This is a genomic window from Paraburkholderia sp. BL18I3N2 (assembly GCF_003001875.1).
In the GTDB taxonomy this organism is placed as follows: domain Bacteria; phylum Pseudomonadota; class Gammaproteobacteria; order Burkholderiales; family Burkholderiaceae; genus Paraburkholderia; species Paraburkholderia phytofirmans.
Window position 1 is genome coordinate 1,276,379 of the sequence record NZ_PVNC01000001.1, and the last position, 22,304, is coordinate 1,298,682.

Genomic DNA, 22,304 nt, shown 5'->3' on the forward strand with positions numbered 1-22,304 from the left:
AAGACTCTCGCATGCGCCATGCCCGCACGCCAAGTGATTGTGTTAATAAAGCCAATAGAGCGCCATACCTTATTCGTGGCAACACATTCACTCGCTTTCCCGCTCAATGAAAACTTTTCTGCTCTATGTCGTGACCGCCATTGCCGAAATTGTCGGCTGCTACTTGCCGTGGCGCTGGCTGAAAGAGGGCGGTTCCATCTGGCTGCTGGTGCCGGGTGCGCTCAGCCTCGCGCTGTTCGCCTGGCTGCTGACCTTGCACGGCACCGCCGCCGGCCGCGTCTATGCGGCTTACGGCGGTGTGTATGTGGCGGTGGCAATTGCCTGGCTATGGTGCGTCGACAAGGTGCGGCCCACGCTGTGGGACGCCGCCGGCGTGGCCTTCACGCTGGCCGGCATGGCGATCATCGCGTTCCAGCCGCGCGTTTGAGCCGGCCGGGGAGCGGATCTTTGACGCGCCCAAAAATATCTCTTTCTGAGCGCTCATTGCCGCTCCGCGCCAACCTCGAGTCCGCGCGGGCTCGCGCTTTACTTGATGCCGCCGAGATAGTCGAGCTTGCCGAGATCGACGCCGTTGTGACGCAGAATGTCATACGCCGTCGTGACGTGAAAATAGAAGTTCGGCAGCACGAAACCGAGCAGATACGACTGGCCGGTGAACTCAACCGGGCCCGAGCGCAGCTTCAGCGTGATCGCGCGTTCTTCCGAGCCGTCGATCTGTTCCGCATTGAATTCCTTCAGATAATCGATCGTCTTTTGAAGGCGGGCAATCAGTTCTTCAAAAGTCTGTTCGACGTCTTCGTACTTCGGCGCTTCGACGCCGGCCAGACGCGCGGCGCAGCCCTTCGCGGTGTCGCTCGCGATATAGACCTGACGCGTCAGCGGCAGCATGTCCGGTGCGAGCCGGCCGGTGGTGAACACCGTGGGCTCGATCTGTTTCGCGGCGGCATGCGCCTCCGCTTTGCCCAGAATAACCTGCAGGTTCGTCAGGCCGCGGATCAACACGGGCAGTGATGCTTGATACATCGAAATTGACATGGGGCTTCCTCTGATTCTTTGATCGTGCGCGCGGACGGCGCGCGAGGCAACGTAACGGCTGGATTGCCGCTGCAGCATCATAGCGCGAGCGGCGAAAGATGCGCATCGAGGCGACGCGGCGTTAGCCATTCGGACAACTGCCGCGCGCGCCGGAACTGTGTTTGAATGGATTGGTCGGACCGATTGACGTCCTTGAAACAGCAAATCCTTGAACAGCGCACTTGCCGCCGCCTTCAGGCGATGAGGTTGTGAGAGGCGCGTGGCGCGTGGATCCAGCTCGTGGAACCCGCGGTCACGCTAACTGGAGAGTCGACACTATGGTCAATAAGCACCCGCTGCCGGGCAGTGAGCGAACAGTGGAACAGGGTTCGAAAGTCGTGGGGCAATGCAATCCGGGGGAGCGGATCGAAGTATTCGTCATGCTGCGCCGTCAGCAGCAGGCGCAGTTCGACGCATTGATGAGCAAGATCGAAGCGGGTGATCCCAGCGTCAAGCCGCTGTCGCGCGAGACGCTCGCCGAGGACTACGGCGCCGCGCCGGACGACATCGCCAAGGTCAAGGCCTTCGCCACCGCACACGGTTTGACGGTGGTCCGCGAAGATCCGGCCGCGCGCACGGTCCTGCTGAGCGGCACGATTGCCCAGTTCCAGGACGCGTTCGCCGTCAAGCTCGAACATTACGAACACCACACGTCCGGCCAGTTCCGCGGCCGCACCGGCACGATCAGCGTGCCCGACGATCTGCACGGCGTGGTGCAAGCCGTGCTCGGCCTCGACAACCGCCCGCAGGCGCGGCCGCACTTTCGCATCCGGCCGCCGTTCCTGCCGGCTCGCGGTCATCAGGTTTCGTTCACGCCGCCGCAACTCGCGTCGCTCTACCATTTTCCGCAAGGCGACGGCGGCGGTCAGTGCGTCGGCATCATCGAGCTGGGCGGCGGGTATAACGCCAGCGACCTCAAGTCCTATTTCGCGAGCCTTGGCGTCGCTTCGCCCAAGGTAAAGTCGGTCGGCGTCGATCTGGGCAGCAACCAGCCCACCGGCGATCCGAACGGACCGGACGGCGAAGTCACGCTCGACATCGAAATTGTCGGCGCGATCGCGCCCGGGGCGGAGATCGCGGTGTATTTCACGCAGAACAGCGACGCCGGCTTTATCGACGCGGTGAGCCGCGCGGTGCACGACACGACCAACAAGCCTTCGGTGATTTCGATCAGTTGGGGCGGGCCGGAGTCGAACTGGACCAGCCAGTCGTTGCAGGCCTTCAACAGCGTGCTGCAGTCGGCGGCAACGCTCGGCGTGACGGTCTGCGCGGCCTCGGGCGACAGTGGTTCGAGCGACGGCACGGGCAGCGGCGATCAGGTCGACTTCCCGGCGTCGAGCCCCTATGTGCTGGCCTGCGGCGGCACGAGCCTCACCGCGTCGGGCACCTCGATCTCGCACGAGGCGGTCTGGAACGACGGCGCGCAAGGCGGCGCGACCGGCGGCGGCGTGAGCCAGGCTTTCCCGGTGCCGGCGTGGCAGAAGGGCTTGTCCGCTACGTCGACGAACGGCGGCAAGAAAGCGCTCGGCGGGCGCGGCGTGCCGGACGTGGCGGGCGACGCATCGCCCGTGACCGGCTACAGTGTCCTGATCGACGGTACGCAGACGGTGGTCGGCGGCACCAGCGCGGTCGCGCCGCTGTGGGCCGCGCTGATCGCGCGCATCAATGCGGCGAAAGGGCAGCCGGCCGGCTTTATCAACCCTAAGCTGTATAAGGCGACGGGCGCGTGCAACGACATCACGCAAGGCAACAACGGCAGTTTCGCGGCATCCGCGGGTTGGGATGCCTGCACGGGGCTCGGCAGTCCCAATGGTCAGAAGGTGGCGGCCGCACTATAGTCTGCAACACGCGCCCCGAAGGAAGTCCTTCGGGGCGGCACAAAAGACGTGAACGAACCCATGGAGCGATCATGACGAATACCGAGTCAGCTTCTGTTAGTCCGCAGCCGTCGCACAATTCGCATGCTTCAGGCGCGTCGGCGCCGGCACCCGCGCCCGCGCCGGCCAGCGCGCCGCACAAGGCCAAAGATCAGCCGTTCTTCGACCCGGTTGCCTACGGCAACGGTCCGGACGATTCCGTGACCGAAACGGATGAAAGCGCGGCGATCACCCACCACTCGGTCACCATCGGCGGACACAAGATCGACTACACGGCGACGGCGGGCCACCTGGTCATCGTCGACCCGAGCAGTTCAAAGGCGGAAGCCCGCATGTTCTACGTGGCGTTCACGCAGGACAATCAGAAGGAAGAAGCGCGGCCGGTCACGTTCTTCTATAACGGCGGGCCTGGGTCGTCGTCGGTGTTCGTGCTGCTGGGCTCGTTCGCGCCGCGCCGCATCAAGACGTCGATGCCGAGCTTCACGCCACCCGCGCCGTATTCGATGGAAGACAATCCGGACAGCCTGCTCGACAAGAGCGACCTCGTCTTCATCAACCCCGTCGGCACCGGCTACTCGGCGGCAATCGCGCCGAAGAAGAACCGCGACTTCTGGGGCGTCGACCAGGACGCGGACTCGATCAAGCAGTTCATCAAGCGCTTTCTGACGAAGAACAACCGCTGGAATTCGCCGAAATACCTGTTCGGCGAGTCGTATGGCACGGCGCGCAGTTGCGTGCTGGCGTACCGTTTGCATGAAGACGGCGTGGATCTGAACGGCATTACGCTGCAATCGTCGATTCTCGATTACACCCAGGCCGGCAACCCGGTCGGCGCGCTGCCCACGGCGGCGGCGGACGCGTGGTATCACAAGAAGCTCGGCATCGCGCCGCGGCCGACCGACCTCGGCACGTTCGCCGAAGAAGTCGCGCAGTTCGCGCGCACGGACTATCTGGCCGCGCTGCGTAAGTTTCCGACCACCGACGCGGCAACGGTCGAAAAGCTCAGCGAATACACGGGCATCGACAAAACGACCTTGCTCGCGTGGAGTCTGGATGTCGCCTCGTACGACAGCCGGGGCAATTCGCTATTCCTCACCACGCTGCTGAAATCCAAGGGTCTTGCGCTCGGCGAGTACGACGGCCGTGTGACGGCGATCGGCACGGGCATTGCCGGCAAGATCGACCCGAATTCCGGCGGCAACGACCCGACCATGACGGCGGTGACCGGCGTCTACACGACGATGTGGAACGTGTATCTGAACGAGCAACTCAAGTACACCTCGAATTCGTCGTTCACGGATCTGAACGACCAGGCCTTCAAGTACTGGGACTTCAGTCACATCGATCCGACCGGCGCGCAGAAGGGCGTCGACTCGAAGGGCAACATCATTCTGTACACCGCCGGCGACCTGGCTGCCGTGATGGCCCTCAATCCCGACCTGAAGGTGCTGTCGGCCAACGGCTTCTTCGATTTCGTCACGCCGTTTTATCAGACCGTGCTCGATCTGCAGCAAATGCCGCTGCTCAGCCAGCAGGTCCGGCAGAACCTGTCGGCGCGTTTTTATCCGTCGGGGCATATGGTTTATCTCGACGGCGGATCGCGCACCGCGCTGAAGGCCGATCTCGCGAAGATGTACGACACGACGGTGTCCAACACGCAGGCGCTGCTTCGCATCCGCGCATTGCAGGCGCGTGTGCCGCAGTAGCGACGGGGTGACGCATCGCGCCGCGTCGCAGACGCGGCGCGTGCGGGATGCCCTGGCATCGCGAGGACGGCTGGCAATCTGGCGCTTGGGACTGGCGACGCGCGACGGTGCCGCCGCCCGTTTCCTCAGCCTGTGAAATCCGCTAAACGCGGCCTATGCGCGCGGCGCGCATAGGCAGGCTTTTTTACTTACCCATATTGAATGTGTTTTAATTAGTCTGCGAATTGAACTACTGCGTGCCGCTCCCGGCGCGCCGACGAATGAACGCAGGCATTGCAGACAGGCGTCGCGCCAGGTATTCCAGCGACGCAACCAGCAGTACATACGACACGGCTTTGCCGGCGCTTGCGCGCCGGTGCGGTGTTGCGCGTCCCCTCGGCAATATGCGGTTTGCGCTCGCGCTTGGCTTCACCGCGCTGGTGATGCTACGCATGGGCGACGCTCGCGCGCAGGCCGCCGGCATGCTCGACGAACGCGTCACGCAGCAATCGGTCGGGGACACGATTTGCCGTCCCGGTTACGCTGACACGGTCGCGCCGCCGTTCGACGAACTGATGGCGCACAAAGACCGCATGCTTGCCGCACGCGGCATCGATGCGGACAACGGCGCCACCTTCGCGCTCGACCGCCGCGTGCCGATCGTGCTCGGCGGCTCGCCGGACGCGCCCGCCAATCTCGATCTTCTGCCGTGGGCAGGCCACCAGGGCGAGCGCCGCAAGGCGCGCGCGGCGGTCATGCTCAAGCGCTGCGTCTGCGAAGGCAAACTGAGCCTCGCCGAAGCGCAAGCCGCGATTATCGGCAACTGGTCGGTGGTTTATTCGGGCTTCAGCCAAACGTCTTGCGACGTGAGCCGGCTCGACGTGGCGACCGGCGGCGACAAGGGTCACGGCGTCGGCCGCGACAACCCGCCATGAAGCCGGCCGGCTTGTGTGCGGCGCCTGCGTCATTTACGCGCATCTAGCATTTATCCAATCGCGCGGCTTGCAACTCGCAAGCCGCGGCCCCATCTAGTTTTCGGAGAATCATCATGATCCATTCACGTCTTGCCGCCATGGCGCTTTCTATCGGCTGCGTGTTCGGCAGCACTGCCGTATTCGCTGCCGAGCCGGTGCATTGCGGCCAGGCCGACACGCTGAAGATTCGCGGCGATGTGCCCGCGGCCATCAGCTTCGACGTGTACCGCCAGTTGCGGCCGTTGAGCGCGCAACGTGTTGCGCTGTTCCAGTCGGCCGGCGAGGTGAAACGCCTGCCTGACGGCTTGGCCGTATGCGAAGTCGCCGACGACGGCGTCGACGATCCGTCCGCAGTGCTGGTTCAGCTGCCGCAGGGCAGGAATGCATGGTGGGTGAGTTCGGCTAACGTGCAAGCGGCGGACTGATCGCGACAACCAGTCCGCCTTTTGCGCAGGTCCCTCGCAGGATGCCGTGGCGATCCATCTCGCGGCCCGGTTTTTGCGCTCAGCGTGCGCGTTCGGCGTGTTTGCCGGGTCTGTAGCGAGAAATGAACAGCTGTTTTGCTATTTTTGACGCCGCTTATTCAGGTACAGTGCATCAACGGCGAGATTTAAGTCCGTTTTTTGACGACACTGTGTTGCATCGCTTTTACTGTCGATTGTCGCTATCCTGAGTACAGGACGAAACTCGCAGGGGAGAATTAAATGATCGCCTTCTATCTGTCATTGGCCGCTTTGGGCGCCGCCGGCGCTGCATTGATCCGCCAACTCGCTGCCGAGCAGGCGAAACAGCGTGCCGCATTGCGCCCCGTGCGCGTGCAGTCGGCGGATCGCGGCGCGGGCCGCAACGCGCGCAGAGGGTAGACCTCATGAACCTGATCGTGCGCAACATCGCGGAATCGTGCAGCGAGCAGGAAGTGCGGGAGTTCCTCAAGCACGAACTTGGGCATTACGCGAAAAACATCGAGGTCGTCGACGCAGGCAAGCCCAGCGCCTACGCCACGGTCGAACTGGACGCCGAAGTGCCTTATGTCGGCGAAGTGATCGCGCGGCAGATTCACGGCAAGCAGTTGGGCGGCCAGACGCTTGAAGCCAGCGCCGATCTGTTCACCGACGAACCACCGGCGCCTCAGTAACCCAGCGCGATCGATTCACCCTGAATGCGTTGCGCGACAAGAGCGCACGTAAGCCGGCGTGCCGGCGCCGCACCCGGCACGGCCCATTCGGCGCGTCGTCCGCACACCCATCCCTTTCTCAATCTCCGCTTGTCTGCACCGGCCAATCGAACGGCGTGTACGGCAACGCGCGCTTGTGACGCGTGACTTCGTAGAAGCGCAAGATAGTCTCGCGTGCCGCATCGCTCACGGGTTTGCGCTCCAGGAAGTCGTCGATTGCGTCGTACGGAATGCCATAGGCGTCCTCATCGGGTCGTTGCGGCCGCAACATTTCGAGGTCGGCGGTCGGCACCTTGTGCGCTAAAGCTTCCGGTGCGCCCAGCGCTTTGGACACGGCGCGCACACGACGCTTGTTGAGCCCGGTGAGCGGCAATACATCGGCGGCACCGTCGCCGAACTTCGTGAAGAAGCCCATCACCGATTCAGCCGCGTGATCCGTGCCGATGACCACCCCGGCTCGCGCACTAGCCACCGCGTATTGCGCGATCATGCGCTGCCTCGCCTTGATATTGCCGTGCACGAAGTCCTGTTGCGATTCGTCCTTGTATAGCAGGCCGCTCTGATCGAGCGCGGCGAGCATGGCATCGGCCGCGGGTTTGATATCGATGGTGAGATTTTCGTCCGCGCGAATGAAACGCAATGCCTGCTGCGCGTCGGCTTCGTCTTTCTGTTCACCGTAAGGCAGACGTATTGCGACGAAGTGCGCGTCGTAATGTTCGGCGCGCAATCGCTCGACCGCGATTTGCGCGAGCCGGCCCGCAGTTGTGGAGTCGACACCGCCGCTGATCCCGAGCACATACGTTTTCAGGCCGCTGCTACGCAGATAATTCGCGAGGAAAGCGACCCGGCGCTCGATTTCATATTCAGCATTGAACTCGGCGCTGATGTGCATTTCTTCAGAGATGCTTGCCTGGCGTGCGACTGGATCGTGTTGCGTCATGATTCCTCTTTGCTCCTTGCGCGCTCGCGCACATGTCGAACCGTAACCGGCCCGGGTTCAATTCACCTTCGCACCGCTTTGAATCTGCCGCACTGACCTGCAAAGATGTCCAGTTATTACAGCGGTATCAATGATTCGACGAATCTTCATCGACAGATCGCAATGTGCTTAGTAACATCCTCGTTCTGAGAGCGCCGCATGAGCCGGCGAGCAGTCAATAATAATCAGGTTTGCTCAAACACGCGATGAACCACATCAACCGGCTTGGCCAGCCTGTAATGGACCGTCTGTTTTTCGCGTCGGCCAATCGTCCGCGCGACGTACCGTGTATGTCGTATCGACCTTCGGCGCGGAGAATCGCGCGCGCATTGCCTTCTTTGCGCCGGTGGGCACGTGCGTTAGGCATCGCGTTTTGCATGGCGTCGTGCGGCGCGGCGAGCGCAGCTTCAGCACCCGTCGCGGTGTCGGCGCCAAAGCCGGTGAATCGTCCGGTGGCCGCCGTCAATGCGTCGGCTGTCGTGGCGCCCGATGCCGCCGGCGTGGTCGATCCGCGTCGCGCGTTCATGCTGCGGGACGTGTTCGCGCAGAACGTCACGCGCACGCTGAAAGTGCCGGCAGCGGATCAGCGAGCCTATGCCAACCGGCTGCAAGCCGTGCTCGGCACTCACATGCTCGGCGATCTGTCGGGCGAGTATGTCGTGCTGGTCGATCGCAATGCCAACGTGCAGGCGCTCTTCATCTATTTTCGCGCCGCGCCGGCCGACACCTGGCAGATGATCGGCGCGTCGCCGGTTTCGACCGGGCTGCCGGGCGAGTACGACCACTTCATCACGCCGCTCGGCGTATTCGAGCATACGCCGGCCAACATGGATTTCCGGTCGGAAGGCACGCAGAACGAAAACCATATTCGCGGCTACGGCAAGCGTGACATGCGGATTTTCGACCTCGGCTGGGCCCAGGGCGAGCGCGGCTGGGGTAAGGGTGGCATGTCGCAGATGCGCTTCCAGATGCACGCCACCGACCCTGACCATCTCGAATCGCTGCTGGGCATGCGTCATTCGAAGGGTTGCGTGCGCATTCCCGCGTCGCTCAATTCGTTTATCGATCACTATGGCATTCTCGACGCCGAGTATGTCGCGCTCGTCGAATCGGGTAAATCGCTGTGGGTGTTGAAAAGCGATCGACAGGTGACGCCGTGGGCTGGGCGTTACATCGCCGTGGTGGATTCGGCGCGCAAGAGCCGCCCGGCGTGGGCGCCGGCGCCGGGCAGCAAGGCGCGCGCCAAAGTGCCGGCTGGGGCGGACACAGCGGATTGATTCGCGGCGGGGGGCGTCGCGACCGCGCCGCGCACTGCGACCGCCTCGCGCACAGCGACTATGCCGTGCATTGCGCCTGCGCCGCGCACCGCGATTACGCCACTCACCGCGACCGCCCCGCGCACAGCGACTATGCCGTGCATCGCACCCGCGCCACGCACCGCGACAACGCCGCACACCACACCCGCCTCGCCCATATTGAGGACGCAACCATCACGAGCGCGCCAGCAACACCCCCACCAACGCAACCGCAAACCCCACGATCTGCAACGGCAGCAGCGTCTCGCCGAAGCCGACATAGCCTTCGAGCGCGGCAAGCGGCGGCGCGAGAAACATCAGCGCGGTCGCGCGCGCCGCGTCGCCGCGTCTGACCATCCACACCAGCAACGTCACGCTAACGCCGGAGAGCATCACGATTCCCCACGCGAGCGATCCCCACAGCGTGGCGGACGCAATCCAGCGATGCTCACCGAGCGCGAGCACAAGCACGCCCGCGACGAGCGCGGCGCCGAAGTTCTGCACCGCGCTCGCGCTGCGAATATCGGCCTTGGCAAGCGAGGTCTTCTGGAACAGCGTGCCCGCCGTGATCGCGCCGATCGCGGCGATCGAGATCAGCACGACCAGCCAGGTGGGCGCGCTGCCGTGCGGCGACGGCGCCGTGGCCGCCGTCAGCTTCGGTTCGAGCACCAGCACGACGCCGGCGAGGCCGAGCGCCATGCCGGTCCAGCCGCGCCGCGATAACCGCTCGCCGAAGAGCGGCGCGGCGACGGCGGCCGTCGCGAGCGGTTGCAGCGCGCCGAGCAAAGCCATCACGCCGGCGCTCAAGCCTTGTGCGACGGCCCAGTAACCCGCGCCGAGATAGACACCTTGCAGCAAAGCACCCGCCACCAGATGCTTACCGAAGTCGCGCCCGCGCGGCCACCTGGCGCGTGCAAACAGCGCGGCCAGCGCGAATATCAGCGCCGTGCCGCCGAAGCGGGCAAGCAGGAACAGATTGGGATCCGCGTACGGCGTGATCGCGCGGGCGACCACGAAACCGGTCGACCACAACACGACGAAAACAGTGGCGATAAAGGAAGCGAGCATCGGCAAGCATTAATAGAAAAGCCGCTATCTTGTCGGGAGACGCAACGCGCGTCTTGCTCGAAACTGCAATCAGCCAAACGCGTTGGCAGAGTCAGAGCGTGGTTTGAACCGCGAACCGCCGCACCTCACCACATCAGCAGCACCGTGCCCGCGCCGAGCACGCCGCCGCACACCGCGCACGCCCACAGCAGCACACGTGTGCGCCGGTATTCGCGGCCGATTTCCACCATCAGTTGCGCACTCTGCTGCGGCGTACGCGCGCGATCGTGCTCGTGTTGCAGATAGCGAACCGCCAGTTGCGGCACGCGCGGGAGCATATGCGCGAGATGCGGCAATTCGCGTCCAATCCGTTTGAGCCAGCCGCGGTGATCGACGTCGCGCCGCGCGATATCCGCCAGCACGCCGCGCGTGATATTCCACGTGTCGACGCCCGGATGCAGCGCGCGCGCCAACATTTCCGCTTGATGAAACGAGCGCTGCGCGGTCGCGAGCCGCCCGGGCACCCCGCCCTCGAACGGCTGCACCGCATGCAGCAGATGATGAAACAGCGAACCCGCTGAACGGTCTTCCGGCTCGGCCGCGAAATGCGCTTCGGCGCGCGTGCGCAACTCGGCTTCGAGCACCTCGGCGCGCGTGTCGTGCGGCACATGTCCGGCATCGCGATGCATTTCGGCAAGACGCCCGTAGTCCTGGTCGAACAGCGCGGTCGCGCCATGCACGAAGAATTCGCGCTCGCCGGTCGAGAGGCTCGACATGATCGAAAATTCCGCCAGCACGAGACGCCCCAGCGTGTCCGGTTCGATGCTCACGCGCACGCGGCGCGCGTCGAGCGTGGCGTGAAAGAAGCCGTGCTCGAAGGCCTGCTCGGTCACCACTTCGACGATATGCGCGGCGAGCGGCGCGAGTTTGATGTGATGCGCGTGCAGGCCGGGCAGATCGCTCGCCGGTAAGGTGCTGACGCGCTCCATGGTCAGCGTGTAAGCGGTGCAGAGATCCCAGATCACGTCCGGCACGACGATGCGCTTGTCGCCGTCGAAATGATGGCCGGTCTGGCTGAGATTGGCGGCTTCCGCGCGCAGATCGAAGCGGCGCAGGATGTCGTCCGTGAAGGTTTGCGCCAGCGTGCGCAATTGCAGACGGCGCGCTGTGCCGGAGAACTTCTCCAGCCAGCGCGCGACCCAGCGCAGCAGCGCGAGTTCGTCGCCGATCTGTTGCAACTGGTCGGCGCGCACCAGCTTGATCGCCACTTCGTGATGGCCGTTCACCGGCGTGAGCAGCCGCGCGAAATGTGTCTGCTCGGCGAAGCCGCCGCGCACCGGCACCAGATCCACCGCGCTGAACAGCGCGGCGAGCGGCCTGCCGAATGCGCGCGCGAGCGCCTGTTCGGACTCCTGCGGCGGCAGCGAGGCCTCCATGTGATCGATCGCGTCGATGGCGTCGTGCAATGTGCCGGTCGCGAGTTCGGGTCGTTCGGCCAGCGTTTGCGCGAACCGGGCCGCCAGTGGTCCGAGTGCCGGCAGCACACCGCTCAGACTTTTGCCGCTACGTTCGGCCGTATGCAAGCGGCCGATCAGCTCGATCATCCAGTGCAGTTTGTGGTCTTGCGGCGCGGCAAGCCAGATCAGGCGCGCGCCGTAACGCAGCGCGTGGAACAGCAACAGTAGACGGCGAAACAGTGGCGGCATCGGCAGTTCGGTTGACGGACCACGCGGCGTCCAGCTCTATCGAGGGGCACTCGCGCACGGCCAGGGCGTTCAGGTTAGCAGGTAAGCGCGGCGAGGGGAGCATCGCCGCGCGACGCGTAATACAATACGCCGGCCTTCTCCAACCGTGGCGAAACCCAAGCGTGCCGGCTTCCGGCCTTTTATAGATGCTCGCAGAACAACGTCACCAATACATCCTGGCGCAAGTCGCTAAAACTGGCGCGCTCTCGGTCGCGGAGCTGGTGCGCGAACTGAACGTGTCGCGCGAGACCATTCGCCGTGACCTGAACGCGCTGGCCGGGCGCGGCCTGCTGGTCACGACTCACGGCGGCGCGCTGTCGAGCGACCGGCGCGAGCCCGACCTCGATACACGCGAAGCCGCCAATGCCGGCGCGAAGCGCGCCATCGGCGAGCGCGCGGCGGAGTTCGTGCCGGACGGCGCCTCCCTGATCATCGATTCGGGCAGCACCACGCAGGCGGTGGCGCGGGCGTTGCTCGACCGGCACCGTTTGTCCGTGTACACGAACGACTGGCGGATCGCGCTGCTGCTCGGCCGCCGCAACGACAACCGCATCACGCTGCTGGGCGGCGAACTGTCCGACATAGAAGACGCCACCTTCGGGCTCGATACTGTCCATCAACTGACGCAGTATCACGCGGACTTCGCCTTCATTGGCGCGGGCGGGATTTCGCCGGACGGCTATCTGACCGACTACAGCCGCATGGCCGCCGAGGTGCGCAGCCGCATGATCGCCGCGGCGGACATGGTGGTGGTGGTCGCCGATCATTCGAAGTTCGGCCGTGTGACGCCGGTGCGCATCAACGGTATCGAGTCGACACGTTATCTGGTGACGGAGCTGGCGCCCGAACGCGCGCTTGGCAAGGCGATCGCGGCGCATGGCCCGGAAATCCTGATCGCCTGAGCGCCGCTCAGTGACTGCCTGTCGGGGCAGGGCGCGCCATTTACCTGCATCGAATGCCGAGCCGTTTGAAGGTGCGGCCGATCCGCGGCTCGCGTTGTGCGGTCGCTCACCTCGATCGCGCCGATGCAGCACACGCGCCGCGTTCTCACTATCCCCATCCGCTGCAATATTCCGCTTGGCCGGGCACAATACGCGCCGTCGATCGGAACCAGCCCACAGGCGCGTCGCTACCGCGAAGCGTTCCGCATACATCGTCATTTTCGCCATGTAGGATCGCGATGACTCGGCACACAGGCTGTGAGGCGTGGCAGGACCGGCGCGGTTCCAGCCATCGCGCGAGCCTTCGTCGCTATCTGAACGAGCGCCGCCCACGCCGGGCGGTCAAAAGCGATTTGGATATTATTGGCGAATTGTGTCATTTTTTGGAAATCGGCAGAATCGTCATTGCGTTGTCATGGAAACCTGTGATCCTTGCCGTGCCCATTCAGGCATGGCCGACGGCGCGAGTGTCGTAGCGGGGCTGTGAGTCAGGCTGGAAAGTGGCGACAAGAGGGCAACAAAGTTGTTGGCAATCTGCAATCTGCAATCCGCATGAATCTGCATGACAGCTTGATGCGGGCAACACGCAAGCGGCGCGGCGCTACCGCCGTTCAATCACAACAGGTATCGGGATCTCCCGACCGTCTGGTTTTTTGCCTTTCGGAGAAAGCGACATGACAAAGACGAATTCCCTTCACGCCACGGCCGGCCTCGCACGCAAACTGCTGCCGGCGCTGGTCGCCGCGGCAGCATTCGGCGCCACGGCCATGCAGGCGCACGCGGCCGACGCCGTGGTGCTGTACACCGCTGACGGCCTCGAGAACCTCTATAAGGACGTGCTGCCGGCCTTCGAAAAGAAGGAAGGCGTGAAGGTCAACATCGTCACGGCGGGTGGCGGCGAAGTGGTGAACCGCGCCACCATCGAAAAGGATCAGCCGAAGGCCGACGTGCTCGTCACGCTGCCGCCGTTCATCCAGCAAGCCGACCAGAGCGGCCTGCTGCAGGCTTATCAGAGCGCCAACTACAAGAATGTGCCGGCGATCGCCAAGGCGCCGAACGGTGCATGGGCGACCTTCGTGAACAACTACTTCTCGTTCGCGATCAACCCGGAAGTCACCAAGACGCAGCCGAAGACCTTCGCCGACCTGCTGCACCCGGACTTCAGCGGCAAGATCGCTTACTCGAACCCGGCTACGGCGGGCGACGGCATGGCGGTGATCATCCTGACCTCGTCGCTGATGGGCGAAGACAAGGCGTTCGAATATCTGAAGAAGCTCGAAAACAGCGCCAAGTTCCACACCAAGGGCACGGGCTACCTCGACGTGCTGCTCTCGCGTAACGAAATCGCGGTCGCCAACGGCGACCTGCAAATGGATCTGGACGACGCGGCCAACGGCGGCCTGTCGCTCAAGCCGATCTTCCTCGCACATGAAGGCGGCCAGCCGACCACGTTCCAGTTGCCGTACGCCATCGGCCTGATCAAGAACGGTCCGAACCAGGCGGAAGGCAAGAAGCTGATCGATTACCTGATGTCGACGGAAGTGCAGGCGAAAGTGCCGGACATCTTCGGCATTCCGGGCCGCACCGATGTGCCGCTCACCGGCAAGAACGGCGAAGCCGTCAAGAAGGCCATCGCGGGCGTGAAGCTGATTCCGGTGGACTGGAATCAGGTGATGACGAAGAAGGCCGACTGGACCGCGCGCTGGAAGAACGACGTGATCGGTTCGTCGGGCAAGCAGATCGAAGTGGTCAAACCGAAGTAAGCCGTCGCTCGTCGCGTTATCGACGTCACCGGGTCATCAGGCCGCGTGACGTCGCAGAATCAGGCGGCGTCCACGGCGAAGCCGGGGCGCCGCGTCAGCATTAATCCAGTTGGAGGATGAACCCGGTGAATACCGCCAGTCTTGCTCAACCAGGCGCGCTCGGCGCCGCACCGGACGCGCTCGATGCCGCGCGTTCGACTGCGCCGGGCGGCGTGCAGATCGATCATCTGACGGTGCGCTTCGGTTCGCGCACGGTGCTCGACGATCTGTCGTTGACCATCCAGCGCGGCGAATTGCTCACCGTGCTCGGCCGCAGCGGTTGCGGCAAGACGACGTTGTTGCGTTTCATCGCCGGGTTTATCGAAGCGGACGGACTGGCCGGCACGCTGACCGTGGCCGGCCACGATCTCACGCACGTGCCGCCGCACAAGCGCAATCTCGGTCTGCTGTTCCAGAGCTATGCGCTGTTTCCCCATCTGTCGGTGTTCGAGAACGTGGCCTTCGGATTGCGCGCGCGCCGCACGCCGTCCAGAGATGTCGCACGGCGCGTCGCCGACGCGCTGAAACTCGTGCAGCTCGGCGACGCCGGCCACGTGATGCCCGCGCAGTTGTCGGGCGGCATGCAGCAGCGCGTGGCGCTCGCGCGTGCGCTCGTGATCGAGCCCGATGTGCTGCTGCTCGACGAGCCGCTTTCCGCACTCGACGCCAATCTGCGCGCGTCGGTGCGTTCCGAACTCAAGGCGCTGCATGAGCGCCTGCCGAATCTGACGATCGTCTGCGTGACGCACGACCAGGACGACGCGCTGGTGTTGTCCGACCGCACGCTGCTGATGCGCGAAGGCCGCATCGCCCAACTCGGCACGCCGCAGCAGCTGTACGACACGCCGGCCGACGGCTTCGTCGCGCGTTATCTGGGCGCGGCCAATCTGCTGCCGCCGCAGGTCGCCTTCAGCATGGACGACGCACGCTACAACGAGCGCGATCGCGTGGCCTGTCTGCGTCCGGAGGCGCTGCGTGTCGTGCCGCTCGGCGAAGGGCAGTTGCACGGCGCGATCACGTCGGTCGAATGGTATGGCGCGGTTCTGTCGGTCTCGGTCGCGCTGGACGCCATGCCGAATGAGGCGGTGCTCGTCACCATGCAGCGCGGCCACGGCATGATGCCGGAGAAGGGCGCGCGTATTTCCCTGCGTTACGAGGCTGACGATGTCGTCCTTATCAACCCCTGATACGCCGAACCCGCTCGGCTCGGCCGCCGCCGATGCCGCAGCCGACGTGCGCCGCAGCGCCAGCGCCGCTTCGCACACGGCCGCGGTAAAGCGGCGCGAACGCGCCGCGCAATGGCATCTGCTGTTCATCCTGGTGGTGGTGCTCGGGCCGCTGGTCGTCTATCCGCTCGTGCGTCTCGTGCTGCTGAGCCTGACCGGTCCTCACGGCTTGAGCCTGCATGCTTATTCGGCGTTCTTCAGTAACCCGGAAACGAGCGGCGTGATCGGCACGACACTGTGGATCCTGTTCGCCAGCGCCGGGCTCGCGTCGCTGCTCGGCGTCGCGCTGGCGTCGATCCTGTTCTTCAAGCCGTTCCCCGGCGCGCGGATGATCACGCGCTTTCTCGAACTGTTCGTGGCGTTCCCGTCGTTTCTGGTCGCTTTCACGCTGATCTTTCTGTACGGCTCGCAAGGCTCCGTCAGCATCGGCTTGCAGCGGCTCTTTCATCTGCAGGCGCCGCCGCTCGATTTCCTGTTCGGCGTCGGCGGCGTGATTCTCGCGGAAGTGGTGTTCTACGCGCCGTTCGTCGTGCGTCCCACGCTCGCTTCGTTCGCCACGCTCGACATGCGTCTGATCGAAGCCGCGCGCAGCCTCGGCGCGAGCGGCTGGATGGTCGCGTTCAAGGTGATCCTGCCGCTCGCGTGGCCGGGCATCGCCGCGGGAACGATCCTGTGTTTTCTGCTGACGCTCAACGAGTTCGGCATTCTGCTCGTGCTCGGCAGCGCTCATCTGATCACGCTGCCGGTGGCGATCTACAGTTCCGCTACCGTCGATCTCGATCTGCCGACCGCCGCCGCCGGCGCGGTCGTGATGCTGATCATGTCTTTGTCGCTGTACGCGTTGTACCGCCAGGTCAACCGTCGCAAGGTGAAGGGAGCGGGCCATGGCCGTTGAACTCGACCCGACCGTTTTGCCGGTCATGCACAAGAAAGCGCGGCCGGTGCGCCGCAGTCTGTTGGTGCGCATGCTCGGCGGCCTGTTTCTCGGCTTTGCCGCGTTGCTCTGCTTCTGGCTGTTCGTGTTGCCGGTGCTGGTCGTCGCACTGTCGAGCGTGGCCGCGCACTGGTCCGGCACGATCCTGCCCGACGGCTTCAGCATGCGCTGGTTCGAGCGCCTCGGTTCGAGCGACTTCGACGCGCTCACCACCAGCCTCGAAATCGGCATGGGCGTCGCGGTGCTCGGTACGATTCTCGGCCTGTGGCTCGCGCTGGCGCTCGAAGGGCGCGACCGCCGTGGCCTCGGCGCGATCGTCGACACCATCGCGATGATGCCCAACGGCGTACCGAGCGTGGTGCTCGGACTCGCGGTGCTGATCGCGTATCACAAGCGGCCGTTCGATCTGTCGAGCTCCGCGGCGATCGTCGTGTTCGTGCAGTTGGCGCTGGTGCTGCCGTTCTGCTACCGCTGCGCGGCCGCCGCGTTGCGCCCGGAGCTGACGATTTTGCGTGAAGCCGCGGCAAGCCTCGGTGCGCCGCCTTCGATGGTGCTGCGCCGCGTCGTGCTGCCGCAACTGGTGCCGGCGATCCGCGCCAGTCTTGCGCTCGGCTTCGCGCTCTCGCTCGGCGAACTCGGCGCCACGCTGACCGTGTATCCGCCTGGATTCGCGACAGTGCCGATCGTGGTCGTCGGCCAGGTGGAGCGCGGCTATTACCTTCCGGCCTCCGCGCTGTCGCTGATTCTTCTGCTGGTCTCGCTCGCTGCGCTGCTGCTGATCGCGGCGCGTGTTCCGCGCCGTCGGGTCGACTGACGCCCGATCTCTGATAGTTGAGTTCGCGTGTCATGACGCCGCGCAAGCCCATACACATATCGATGTGGCGAAATTTGTCAAAATGACCGAATATATGCAAACTGCTTCTGTCGATCCGATTGAGGTTGTGCGCAGGCATTCGCTGACGACGCTGGTTCGCGACGAAATCGAGCGGCACATCATCGAGGGGGCGCTCGCGCCCGGCGACAAGCTCAACGAAGCCGACTGGGCCACGCGTCTGCGGGTGTCGCGCGGTCCCGTGCGCGAGGCGTTTCGCGCGCTCGAGCAGGCCGGACTCGTGCGTACCGAGAAGAATCGCGGCGTGTTCGTGCGGACGGTGTCGCTGGCGGAAGCGGATGAGATTTACGCGGTGCGCGCCGTGCTCGAAGAGGCGGCGTGCCGGATGCTGGCGACGAGCATCGATGCCGGCAAGCTCGCGGTGTTGCGAGACTGGCTCGACGCGATGCGCGCGGCGCTCGACGCCCAGGATCACGATGCTTATGCGCGCGCGAATGTGGCGTTTCACGATGCGTTGGTGGCGGCATCGGGCAATTCGAAACTGTATGAAACGTACCGGCGGCTGGTGTGCGAATTGAGTCTGTTTCGACGTGCCGCGCTGGTGGTGCATGCCGATGCGATGGAGCGCTCGCTCGCCGAGCATCGCGCGATCTTGAAGGCGCTGGCTTCGCGCGACGCCGAGCATGCCGCGGCGCTGATGCATGCGCATGTGAACGGCGGTCTGCAGCGCGCTCACGCGGCATGCGAACCGGCGGGGCCGTTGAACGTGGCGCGCGTGCCGGCGGCATCGAATGATTGAGATGGTTGCAGCGAATTGACTACAACGCGCGTGCCCGGCACGCATGGAAGGTAACGATGGCAAATACGAGCACAAGCACGAGCACAAGCGAACGCACGATCGAAGTCAACGGCCGCAGCTACCGGCTGCCCTCGCAACCGACGGTGGTGGTGTGCGTCGACGGCTGCGAATTCGATTATCTCGAAGCCGCGGTCGCGGCGGGCGTCGCGCCGTTCATCGGCAAGATGCTCAAGGGCGGCGGCGCCTTCAAGGGCGACTGCGTGATCCCGTCGTTCACCAACCCGAACAATCTGTCGATCGTGTGCGGCGTACCGCCTTCGGTGCATGGCATCTGCGGTAACTACTTCTGGGACCCGGACGCGAACGGCGGCGAAGGCGCGGAAGTGATGATGAACGATCCCGCTTATCTGCGCGCCGGCACGCTGTTGGCCGCCGCTGCCGAAGCCGGCGCCGCGGTCGCCGTGGTCACCGCGAAAGACAAATTGCGCCGGCTGCTCGGCTGGCAGTTGAAGGGCATCTGCTTCTCGGCGGAAAAAGCCGACAAGGTGACGTTCGAGGAAAACGGCATCGGCGAAGTGCTCGATCTGGTCGGCATGCCCGTGCCCGATGTGTATAGCGCCGGGTTGTCCGAATTCGTATTTGCAGCCGGTGTTCGGCTCGCGCAAACGCGCAAGCTCGACCTGATGTATCTATCCACCACCGACTACATCCAGCACAAATGGGCGCCGGGTACCGAAGGCGCGAACGCCTTCTACGCGATGATGGACGGCTACCTCGCGAAGCTCGACGCGCTCGGCTGGGTGATCGGCCTGACCGCCGATCACGGCATGAACGCCAAGCACGATCCGCAGACCGGCGAGCCGAACGTGATCTATTTGCAGGACGTGCTCGACGACTGGCTCGGCGCCGGCCGCGCGCGCGTTATTCTGCCGATCACGGATCCGTATGTGGTGCATCACGGCGCGCTCGGCTCTTTTGCGACGATCTATCTGCCGCGCGATGTCAGCGTCGCGCAGGTGATCGAGCGGATCGGCGGCTTGCAGGGAATGGATACGGTGCTCGACAACGCGGCGGCCTGCGAGCGCTTCGAACTGCCGAACGATCGCGTCGGCGATATCGTCGTGGTCAGCACGAAGCATGTCGTGCTCGGCACGCGGCGCGCTGAACATGATCTGTCCGGGCTGACGGTGCCGTTGCGCTCGCATGGCGGGATTTCCGAGCAGGAAGTGCCGCTGCTGTTCAACCGGCGTGTCGAAGCGTTGCCGTCCAGCGGGGGCGATGGCGGCAAGAGGCTGCGCAACTTCGATATCTTCGACATTGCCTTGAATCGCGTGTCGTCATCATGAACGCCGTGCTGCGGGACCATCCGGCTTTTCGGGCGGAAGCGCTGCGGCTCAAAGGCGAGCGCGTGACGCGCTCGCGCACGCTCGACGTGTCCGATCCTTACACGGGAACGCGCGTGGGCACAGTCCCGCTGGCGAGCGTCGACGACGTGCGCGCCGCGTTCGAATACGCGGCGGCCTATGAAGCGAAGCTTACGCGTTACGAACGCTCGCAGATTCTGGAGCGCGCAGCTTCGCTCATGCGAGAGCGGACCGAAGAGGCATCGGATCTGATTTCGCTCGAGTCGGGGTTGTCGAAGCAGGACTCGCGCTATGAGATCGGCCGCGTAGCCGACGTGTTCAAGTTTGCGTCGATCGAAGCATTGCGCGACGACGGCCAGAGCTTTTCCTGCGATCTGACGCCGCATGGCAAGAAGCGTCGCGTGTTTTCGCAGCGCGAACCGCTGGCGGGTGTGATCGTCGCGATTACGCCGTTCAATCATCCAATGAACCAGGTCGCGCACAAGATCGCGCCGGCCATTGCGACGAACAATCGCGTGGTGCTGAAGCCGTCGGAAAAGGTGCCGCTGTCGGCGCTTTATCTCGCCGATGTCCTGTACGAAGCCGGTCTGCCTGCGCCGATGCTGCAGGTGCTGACCGGCGACCCGCGCGAAATCGCCGATGAGCTGATCACGCATCCGTTGGCGGAGCTCGTCACGTTCACGGGCGGCGTGGCGATCGGCAAATACATTGCAAGCAAGGCGGCATACCGGCGCGTGGTGCTGGAACTGGGCGGCAACGATCCGCTGATCGTGCTCGACGACGCCGACCTCGAACGCGCGGCGACGCTCGCCGTGCAAGGCTCGTATAAGAACTCCGGGCAGCGCTGCACCGCGGTCAAGCGGATGCTCGTGCAAAAGAGCGTGGCTGCGGACTTTACCGATCTGGTCGTCGAAAAGACGCGCACCTGGTCTTTCGGCGATCCGTTCGATGCTTCGAATCAGATGGGCACTGTGATCGACGTCGCCGCAGCGCAGCTTTTCGAGGCGCGTGTGAACGAGGCGGTGGCGAGCGGGGCGCGTCTGCGGATTGGCAATCAGCGCAAAGGCGCGTTGTATGCGCCAACGGTGCTGGACGGCGTCGATCCGTCAATGGCATTGGTGCGCGAAGAGACCTTCGGACCGGTGTCGCCGATCATCACCTTCGACACAATCGACGACGCGATTCGCATTAGCAATGGCACGGCGTTCGGGCTGTCGTCGGGCGTGTGCACGAACCGGCAGGATGCGATCACGCGCTTCATCAACGAATTGCGCGTGGGGACAGTCAACGTGTGGGAAGTGCCCGGCTATCGGATCGAGTTGACGCCGTTCGGCGGCATCAAGGACTCCGGGCTCGGCTATAAGGAAGGCGTTCAGGAAGCCATGAAGAGCTTCACCAATCTGAAGACCTTTTCATTACCGTGGGAGTAAGCGCGTGGCATTGGATGTGAAGGATATTCGTTCCCTGTTCGAGCAATACGGCCAGTTGGCTTACAGCGGCGAGCCGGTGACGCAACTCGAGCATGCGTTGCAGAGCGGCTTGTTGGCGGAAGAGGCCGGCGCCGACGAGGAACTGGTTGCCGCGGCGTTTCTGCACGACCTCGGCCACCTGCTCAATCTGCAGGGCGAGACGCCGACGGAACGGGGCATCGACGATCTGCATCAGTATTTCGCGCTGCCGTTCTTGCGGCCGGTGTTGTCGAACGCGGTGTTGGAGCCGATCCGTTTGCACGTCGACGCCAAGCGATGCCTGTGCGCCATCGACGACACGTATTTCGGCCAGCTTTCCGCCGATTCGGTGCGGAGCCTCGAGTTGCAGGGTGGCATTTTCAGCAAGGAGGAGGCTGAGGCGTTTCTGCAGAAGCCGTACGCGGAAGACGCATTGCGTCTGCGCAGATGGGACGATCTTGCCAAGGAAGAGAATCGTGCTACGCCGGATCTCGATCACTATTTAGGTGTTGTCGAACGGGTGATGCTTAAGCACGTGATTGTGTGAGAGTGCTTTTGAAGCCGTTAGTGGAATGTGGGTTTTCGGTTCCTTTTGCCCTTGCTGGGTGTCCGGTTTTGTCGTCGTCCTCGCGCCGTTTCTGGCGCAATCCAGGCCTATCAAAATAACGCTTGCAAGGCGGGGTGCAGGTCGCTAGAATCTCGCTCTTTCGTGCCTCGGAGAACGGGGCGCGGGAGGCGGGAGAGCCAGCAGTGGCAAGGCTTTCAGCGAAGCGGGCAGGTTCAGGAAGTTGGAAAAACCTGTTGACGGCGTAGCGAAAGTTCTTCATAATCTCGTTTCTCTGCTGCTGATGCAGCGACGCAGAACGAAGCGGTGCCGGGTAGTTGGAAAGACAGCGGCGTGCGGTACCGGTTTGGTAGTGAATGCGGAATCGATCTTTAAAAATTAACAGCCGATAAGTGTGGGCGCTTGATGCGCGACGCGCCGGTGGGGTCCTTCGGGGCCTGCCGGAGAAGCGAAAGTATCAAGTCTCACACAGTAATGAAAGGAAGGTTTTTTCATTGAAAGATGGAAAGATCATTCGTCAGTACGTTGAGTGAGCGACCGGTT

General features: G+C 63.9%; 21 protein-coding genes. 17 read left to right on the plus strand and 4 right to left on the minus strand.

Going from position 1 to position 22,304, the window contains the following annotated elements:
- Positions 1 to 106 precede the first annotated feature (106 nt).
- A complete protein-coding gene (locus B0G75_RS05810) occupies positions 107 to 427 on the plus strand; it encodes a YnfA family protein (RefSeq protein ID WP_106301652.1) in 321 nt (106 codons plus the stop codon).
- A 98-nt stretch (positions 428 to 525) separates the two neighbouring features.
- Here the strand turns inward: B0G75_RS05810 and B0G75_RS05815 are convergent, their stop codons facing one another.
- On the minus strand, positions 526 to 1,035 hold the full coding sequence (locus B0G75_RS05815) for a DUF1993 family protein (protein WP_106301655.1): 510 nt from the start codon (positions 1,033 to 1,035) through the stop codon (positions 526 to 528).
- A 317-nt stretch (positions 1,036 to 1,352) separates the two neighbouring features.
- On the opposite strand from B0G75_RS05815, the gene B0G75_RS05820 reads away from it, so the two are divergent.
- From B0G75_RS05820 to B0G75_RS05840, 6 genes are all read left to right on the plus strand, one after another.
- The gene (locus B0G75_RS05820; protein ID WP_106301658.1) at positions 1,353 to 2,912 is read left to right on the plus strand and encodes a protease pro-enzyme activation domain-containing protein; all 1,560 of its coding nucleotides are present in this window, start codon (positions 1,353 to 1,355) and stop codon (positions 2,910 to 2,912) included.
- A gap of 71 nt (positions 2,913 to 2,983) precedes the next feature.
- Positions 2,984 to 4,657, plus strand: coding sequence for a S10 family peptidase (locus B0G75_RS05825; RefSeq protein ID WP_106301661.1), 1,674 nt, complete (start codon positions 2,984 to 2,986; stop codon positions 4,655 to 4,657).
- 260 nt (positions 4,658 to 4,917) lie between these two features.
- Positions 4,918 to 5,571, plus strand: coding sequence for a hypothetical protein (locus B0G75_RS05830; protein WP_106301664.1), 654 nt, complete (start codon positions 4,918 to 4,920; stop codon positions 5,569 to 5,571).
- A gap of 113 nt (positions 5,572 to 5,684) precedes the next feature.
- Complete coding sequence (locus B0G75_RS05835) at positions 5,685 to 6,035, plus strand: hypothetical protein (RefSeq protein WP_106301667.1); 351 nt, start codon at positions 5,685 to 5,687, stop codon at positions 6,033 to 6,035.
- A gap of 279 nt (positions 6,036 to 6,314) precedes the next feature.
- On the plus strand, positions 6,315 to 6,473 hold the full coding sequence (locus B0G75_RS40530; protein WP_166678989.1) for a hypothetical protein: 159 nt from the start codon (positions 6,315 to 6,317) through the stop codon (positions 6,471 to 6,473).
- A gap of 5 nt (positions 6,474 to 6,478) precedes the next feature.
- On the plus strand, positions 6,479 to 6,745 hold the full coding sequence (locus B0G75_RS05840) for an RNA-binding protein (protein ID WP_106301670.1): 267 nt from the start codon (positions 6,479 to 6,481) through the stop codon (positions 6,743 to 6,745).
- A 118-nt stretch (positions 6,746 to 6,863) separates the two neighbouring features.
- Here B0G75_RS05840 and nadE read toward each other — a convergent pair whose 3' ends face one another.
- On the minus strand, positions 6,864 to 7,724 hold the full coding sequence (gene nadE / locus B0G75_RS05845; protein WP_106301673.1) for an ammonia-dependent NAD(+) synthetase: 861 nt from the start codon (positions 7,722 to 7,724) through the stop codon (positions 6,864 to 6,866).
- Between the two features lie 245 nt (positions 7,725 to 7,969).
- Here nadE and B0G75_RS05850 point away from each other — a divergent pair, with 245 nt between their 5' ends.
- A complete protein-coding gene (locus B0G75_RS05850; RefSeq protein ID WP_106301959.1) occupies positions 7,970 to 9,040 on the plus strand; it encodes a L,D-transpeptidase in 1,071 nt (356 codons plus the stop codon).
- 213 nt (positions 9,041 to 9,253) lie between these two features.
- On the opposite strand, the gene B0G75_RS05855 is transcribed toward B0G75_RS05850, so the two are convergent.
- Positions 9,254 to 10,126 (minus strand): DMT family transporter, encoded by an 873-nt coding sequence (locus B0G75_RS05855; RefSeq protein ID WP_106301676.1) that lies wholly within the window; start codon positions 10,124 to 10,126, stop codon positions 9,254 to 9,256.
- Between the two features lie 125 nt (positions 10,127 to 10,251).
- Positions 10,252 to 11,811, minus strand: a complete 1,560-nt coding sequence (locus B0G75_RS05860; protein ID WP_106301679.1) for an AarF/ABC1/UbiB kinase family protein — start codon at positions 11,809 to 11,811, stop codon at positions 10,252 to 10,254.
- Between the two features lie 185 nt (positions 11,812 to 11,996).
- On the opposite strand from B0G75_RS05860, the gene B0G75_RS05865 reads away from it, so the two are divergent.
- The 9 genes from B0G75_RS05865 (at position 11,997) to B0G75_RS05905 (ending at position 21,743) form a co-directional block, all read left to right on the plus strand.
- Positions 11,997 to 12,752, plus strand: a complete 756-nt coding sequence (locus B0G75_RS05865; RefSeq protein ID WP_012426666.1) for a DeoR/GlpR family DNA-binding transcription regulator — start codon at positions 11,997 to 11,999, stop codon at positions 12,750 to 12,752.
- A 713-nt stretch (positions 12,753 to 13,465) separates the two neighbouring features.
- Entirely contained in the window at positions 13,466 to 14,554 is a 1,089-nt protein-coding gene (phnS, locus tag B0G75_RS05870) for a 2-aminoethylphosphonate ABC transporter substrate-binding protein (RefSeq protein ID WP_106301682.1), read from the plus strand.
- A gap of 125 nt (positions 14,555 to 14,679) precedes the next feature.
- Positions 14,680 to 15,780, plus strand: coding sequence for a 2-aminoethylphosphonate ABC transport system ATP-binding subunit PhnT (gene phnT / locus B0G75_RS05875; RefSeq protein ID WP_106301962.1), 1,101 nt, complete (start codon positions 14,680 to 14,682; stop codon positions 15,778 to 15,780).
- Complete coding sequence (locus B0G75_RS05880) at positions 15,758 to 16,714, plus strand: 2-aminoethylphosphonate ABC transporter permease subunit (protein WP_106301685.1); 957 nt, start codon at positions 15,758 to 15,760, stop codon at positions 16,712 to 16,714. Before phnT ends, B0G75_RS05880 begins: the two co-directional genes overlap by 23 nt.
- Positions 16,704 to 17,567, plus strand: coding sequence for a 2-aminoethylphosphonate ABC transport system, membrane component PhnV (phnV, locus tag B0G75_RS05885; RefSeq protein ID WP_106301688.1), 864 nt, complete (start codon positions 16,704 to 16,706; stop codon positions 17,565 to 17,567). The genes B0G75_RS05880 and phnV overlap by 11 nt, the downstream gene beginning before the upstream one ends.
- Before the next feature lie 82 nt (positions 17,568 to 17,649).
- Positions 17,650 to 18,384: a phosphonate utilization associated transcriptional regulator gene (locus B0G75_RS05890; RefSeq protein ID WP_106301965.1), complete on the plus strand. Its 735-nt coding sequence runs from the start codon at positions 17,650 to 17,652 to the stop codon at positions 18,382 to 18,384.
- Positions 18,385 to 18,440: 56 nt separating this feature from the next.
- Positions 18,441 to 19,730 carry a phosphonoacetate hydrolase gene (gene phnA / locus B0G75_RS05895; RefSeq protein WP_106301691.1) on the plus strand — a complete coding sequence of 430 codons (1,290 nt, stop codon included), beginning with the start codon at positions 18,441 to 18,443 and terminating at the stop codon, positions 19,728 to 19,730.
- On the plus strand, positions 19,727 to 21,178 hold the full coding sequence (phnY, locus tag B0G75_RS05900; RefSeq protein WP_106301694.1) for a phosphonoacetaldehyde dehydrogenase: 1,452 nt from the start codon (positions 19,727 to 19,729) through the stop codon (positions 21,176 to 21,178). The genes phnA and phnY overlap by 4 nt, the downstream gene beginning before the upstream one ends.
- Positions 21,179 to 21,182: 4 nt before the next feature.
- Positions 21,183 to 21,743: a phosphonate degradation HD-domain oxygenase gene (locus tag B0G75_RS05905; RefSeq protein WP_106301697.1), complete on the plus strand. Its 561-nt coding sequence runs from the start codon at positions 21,183 to 21,185 to the stop codon at positions 21,741 to 21,743.
- Positions 21,744 to 22,304: the final 561 nt, after the last annotated feature.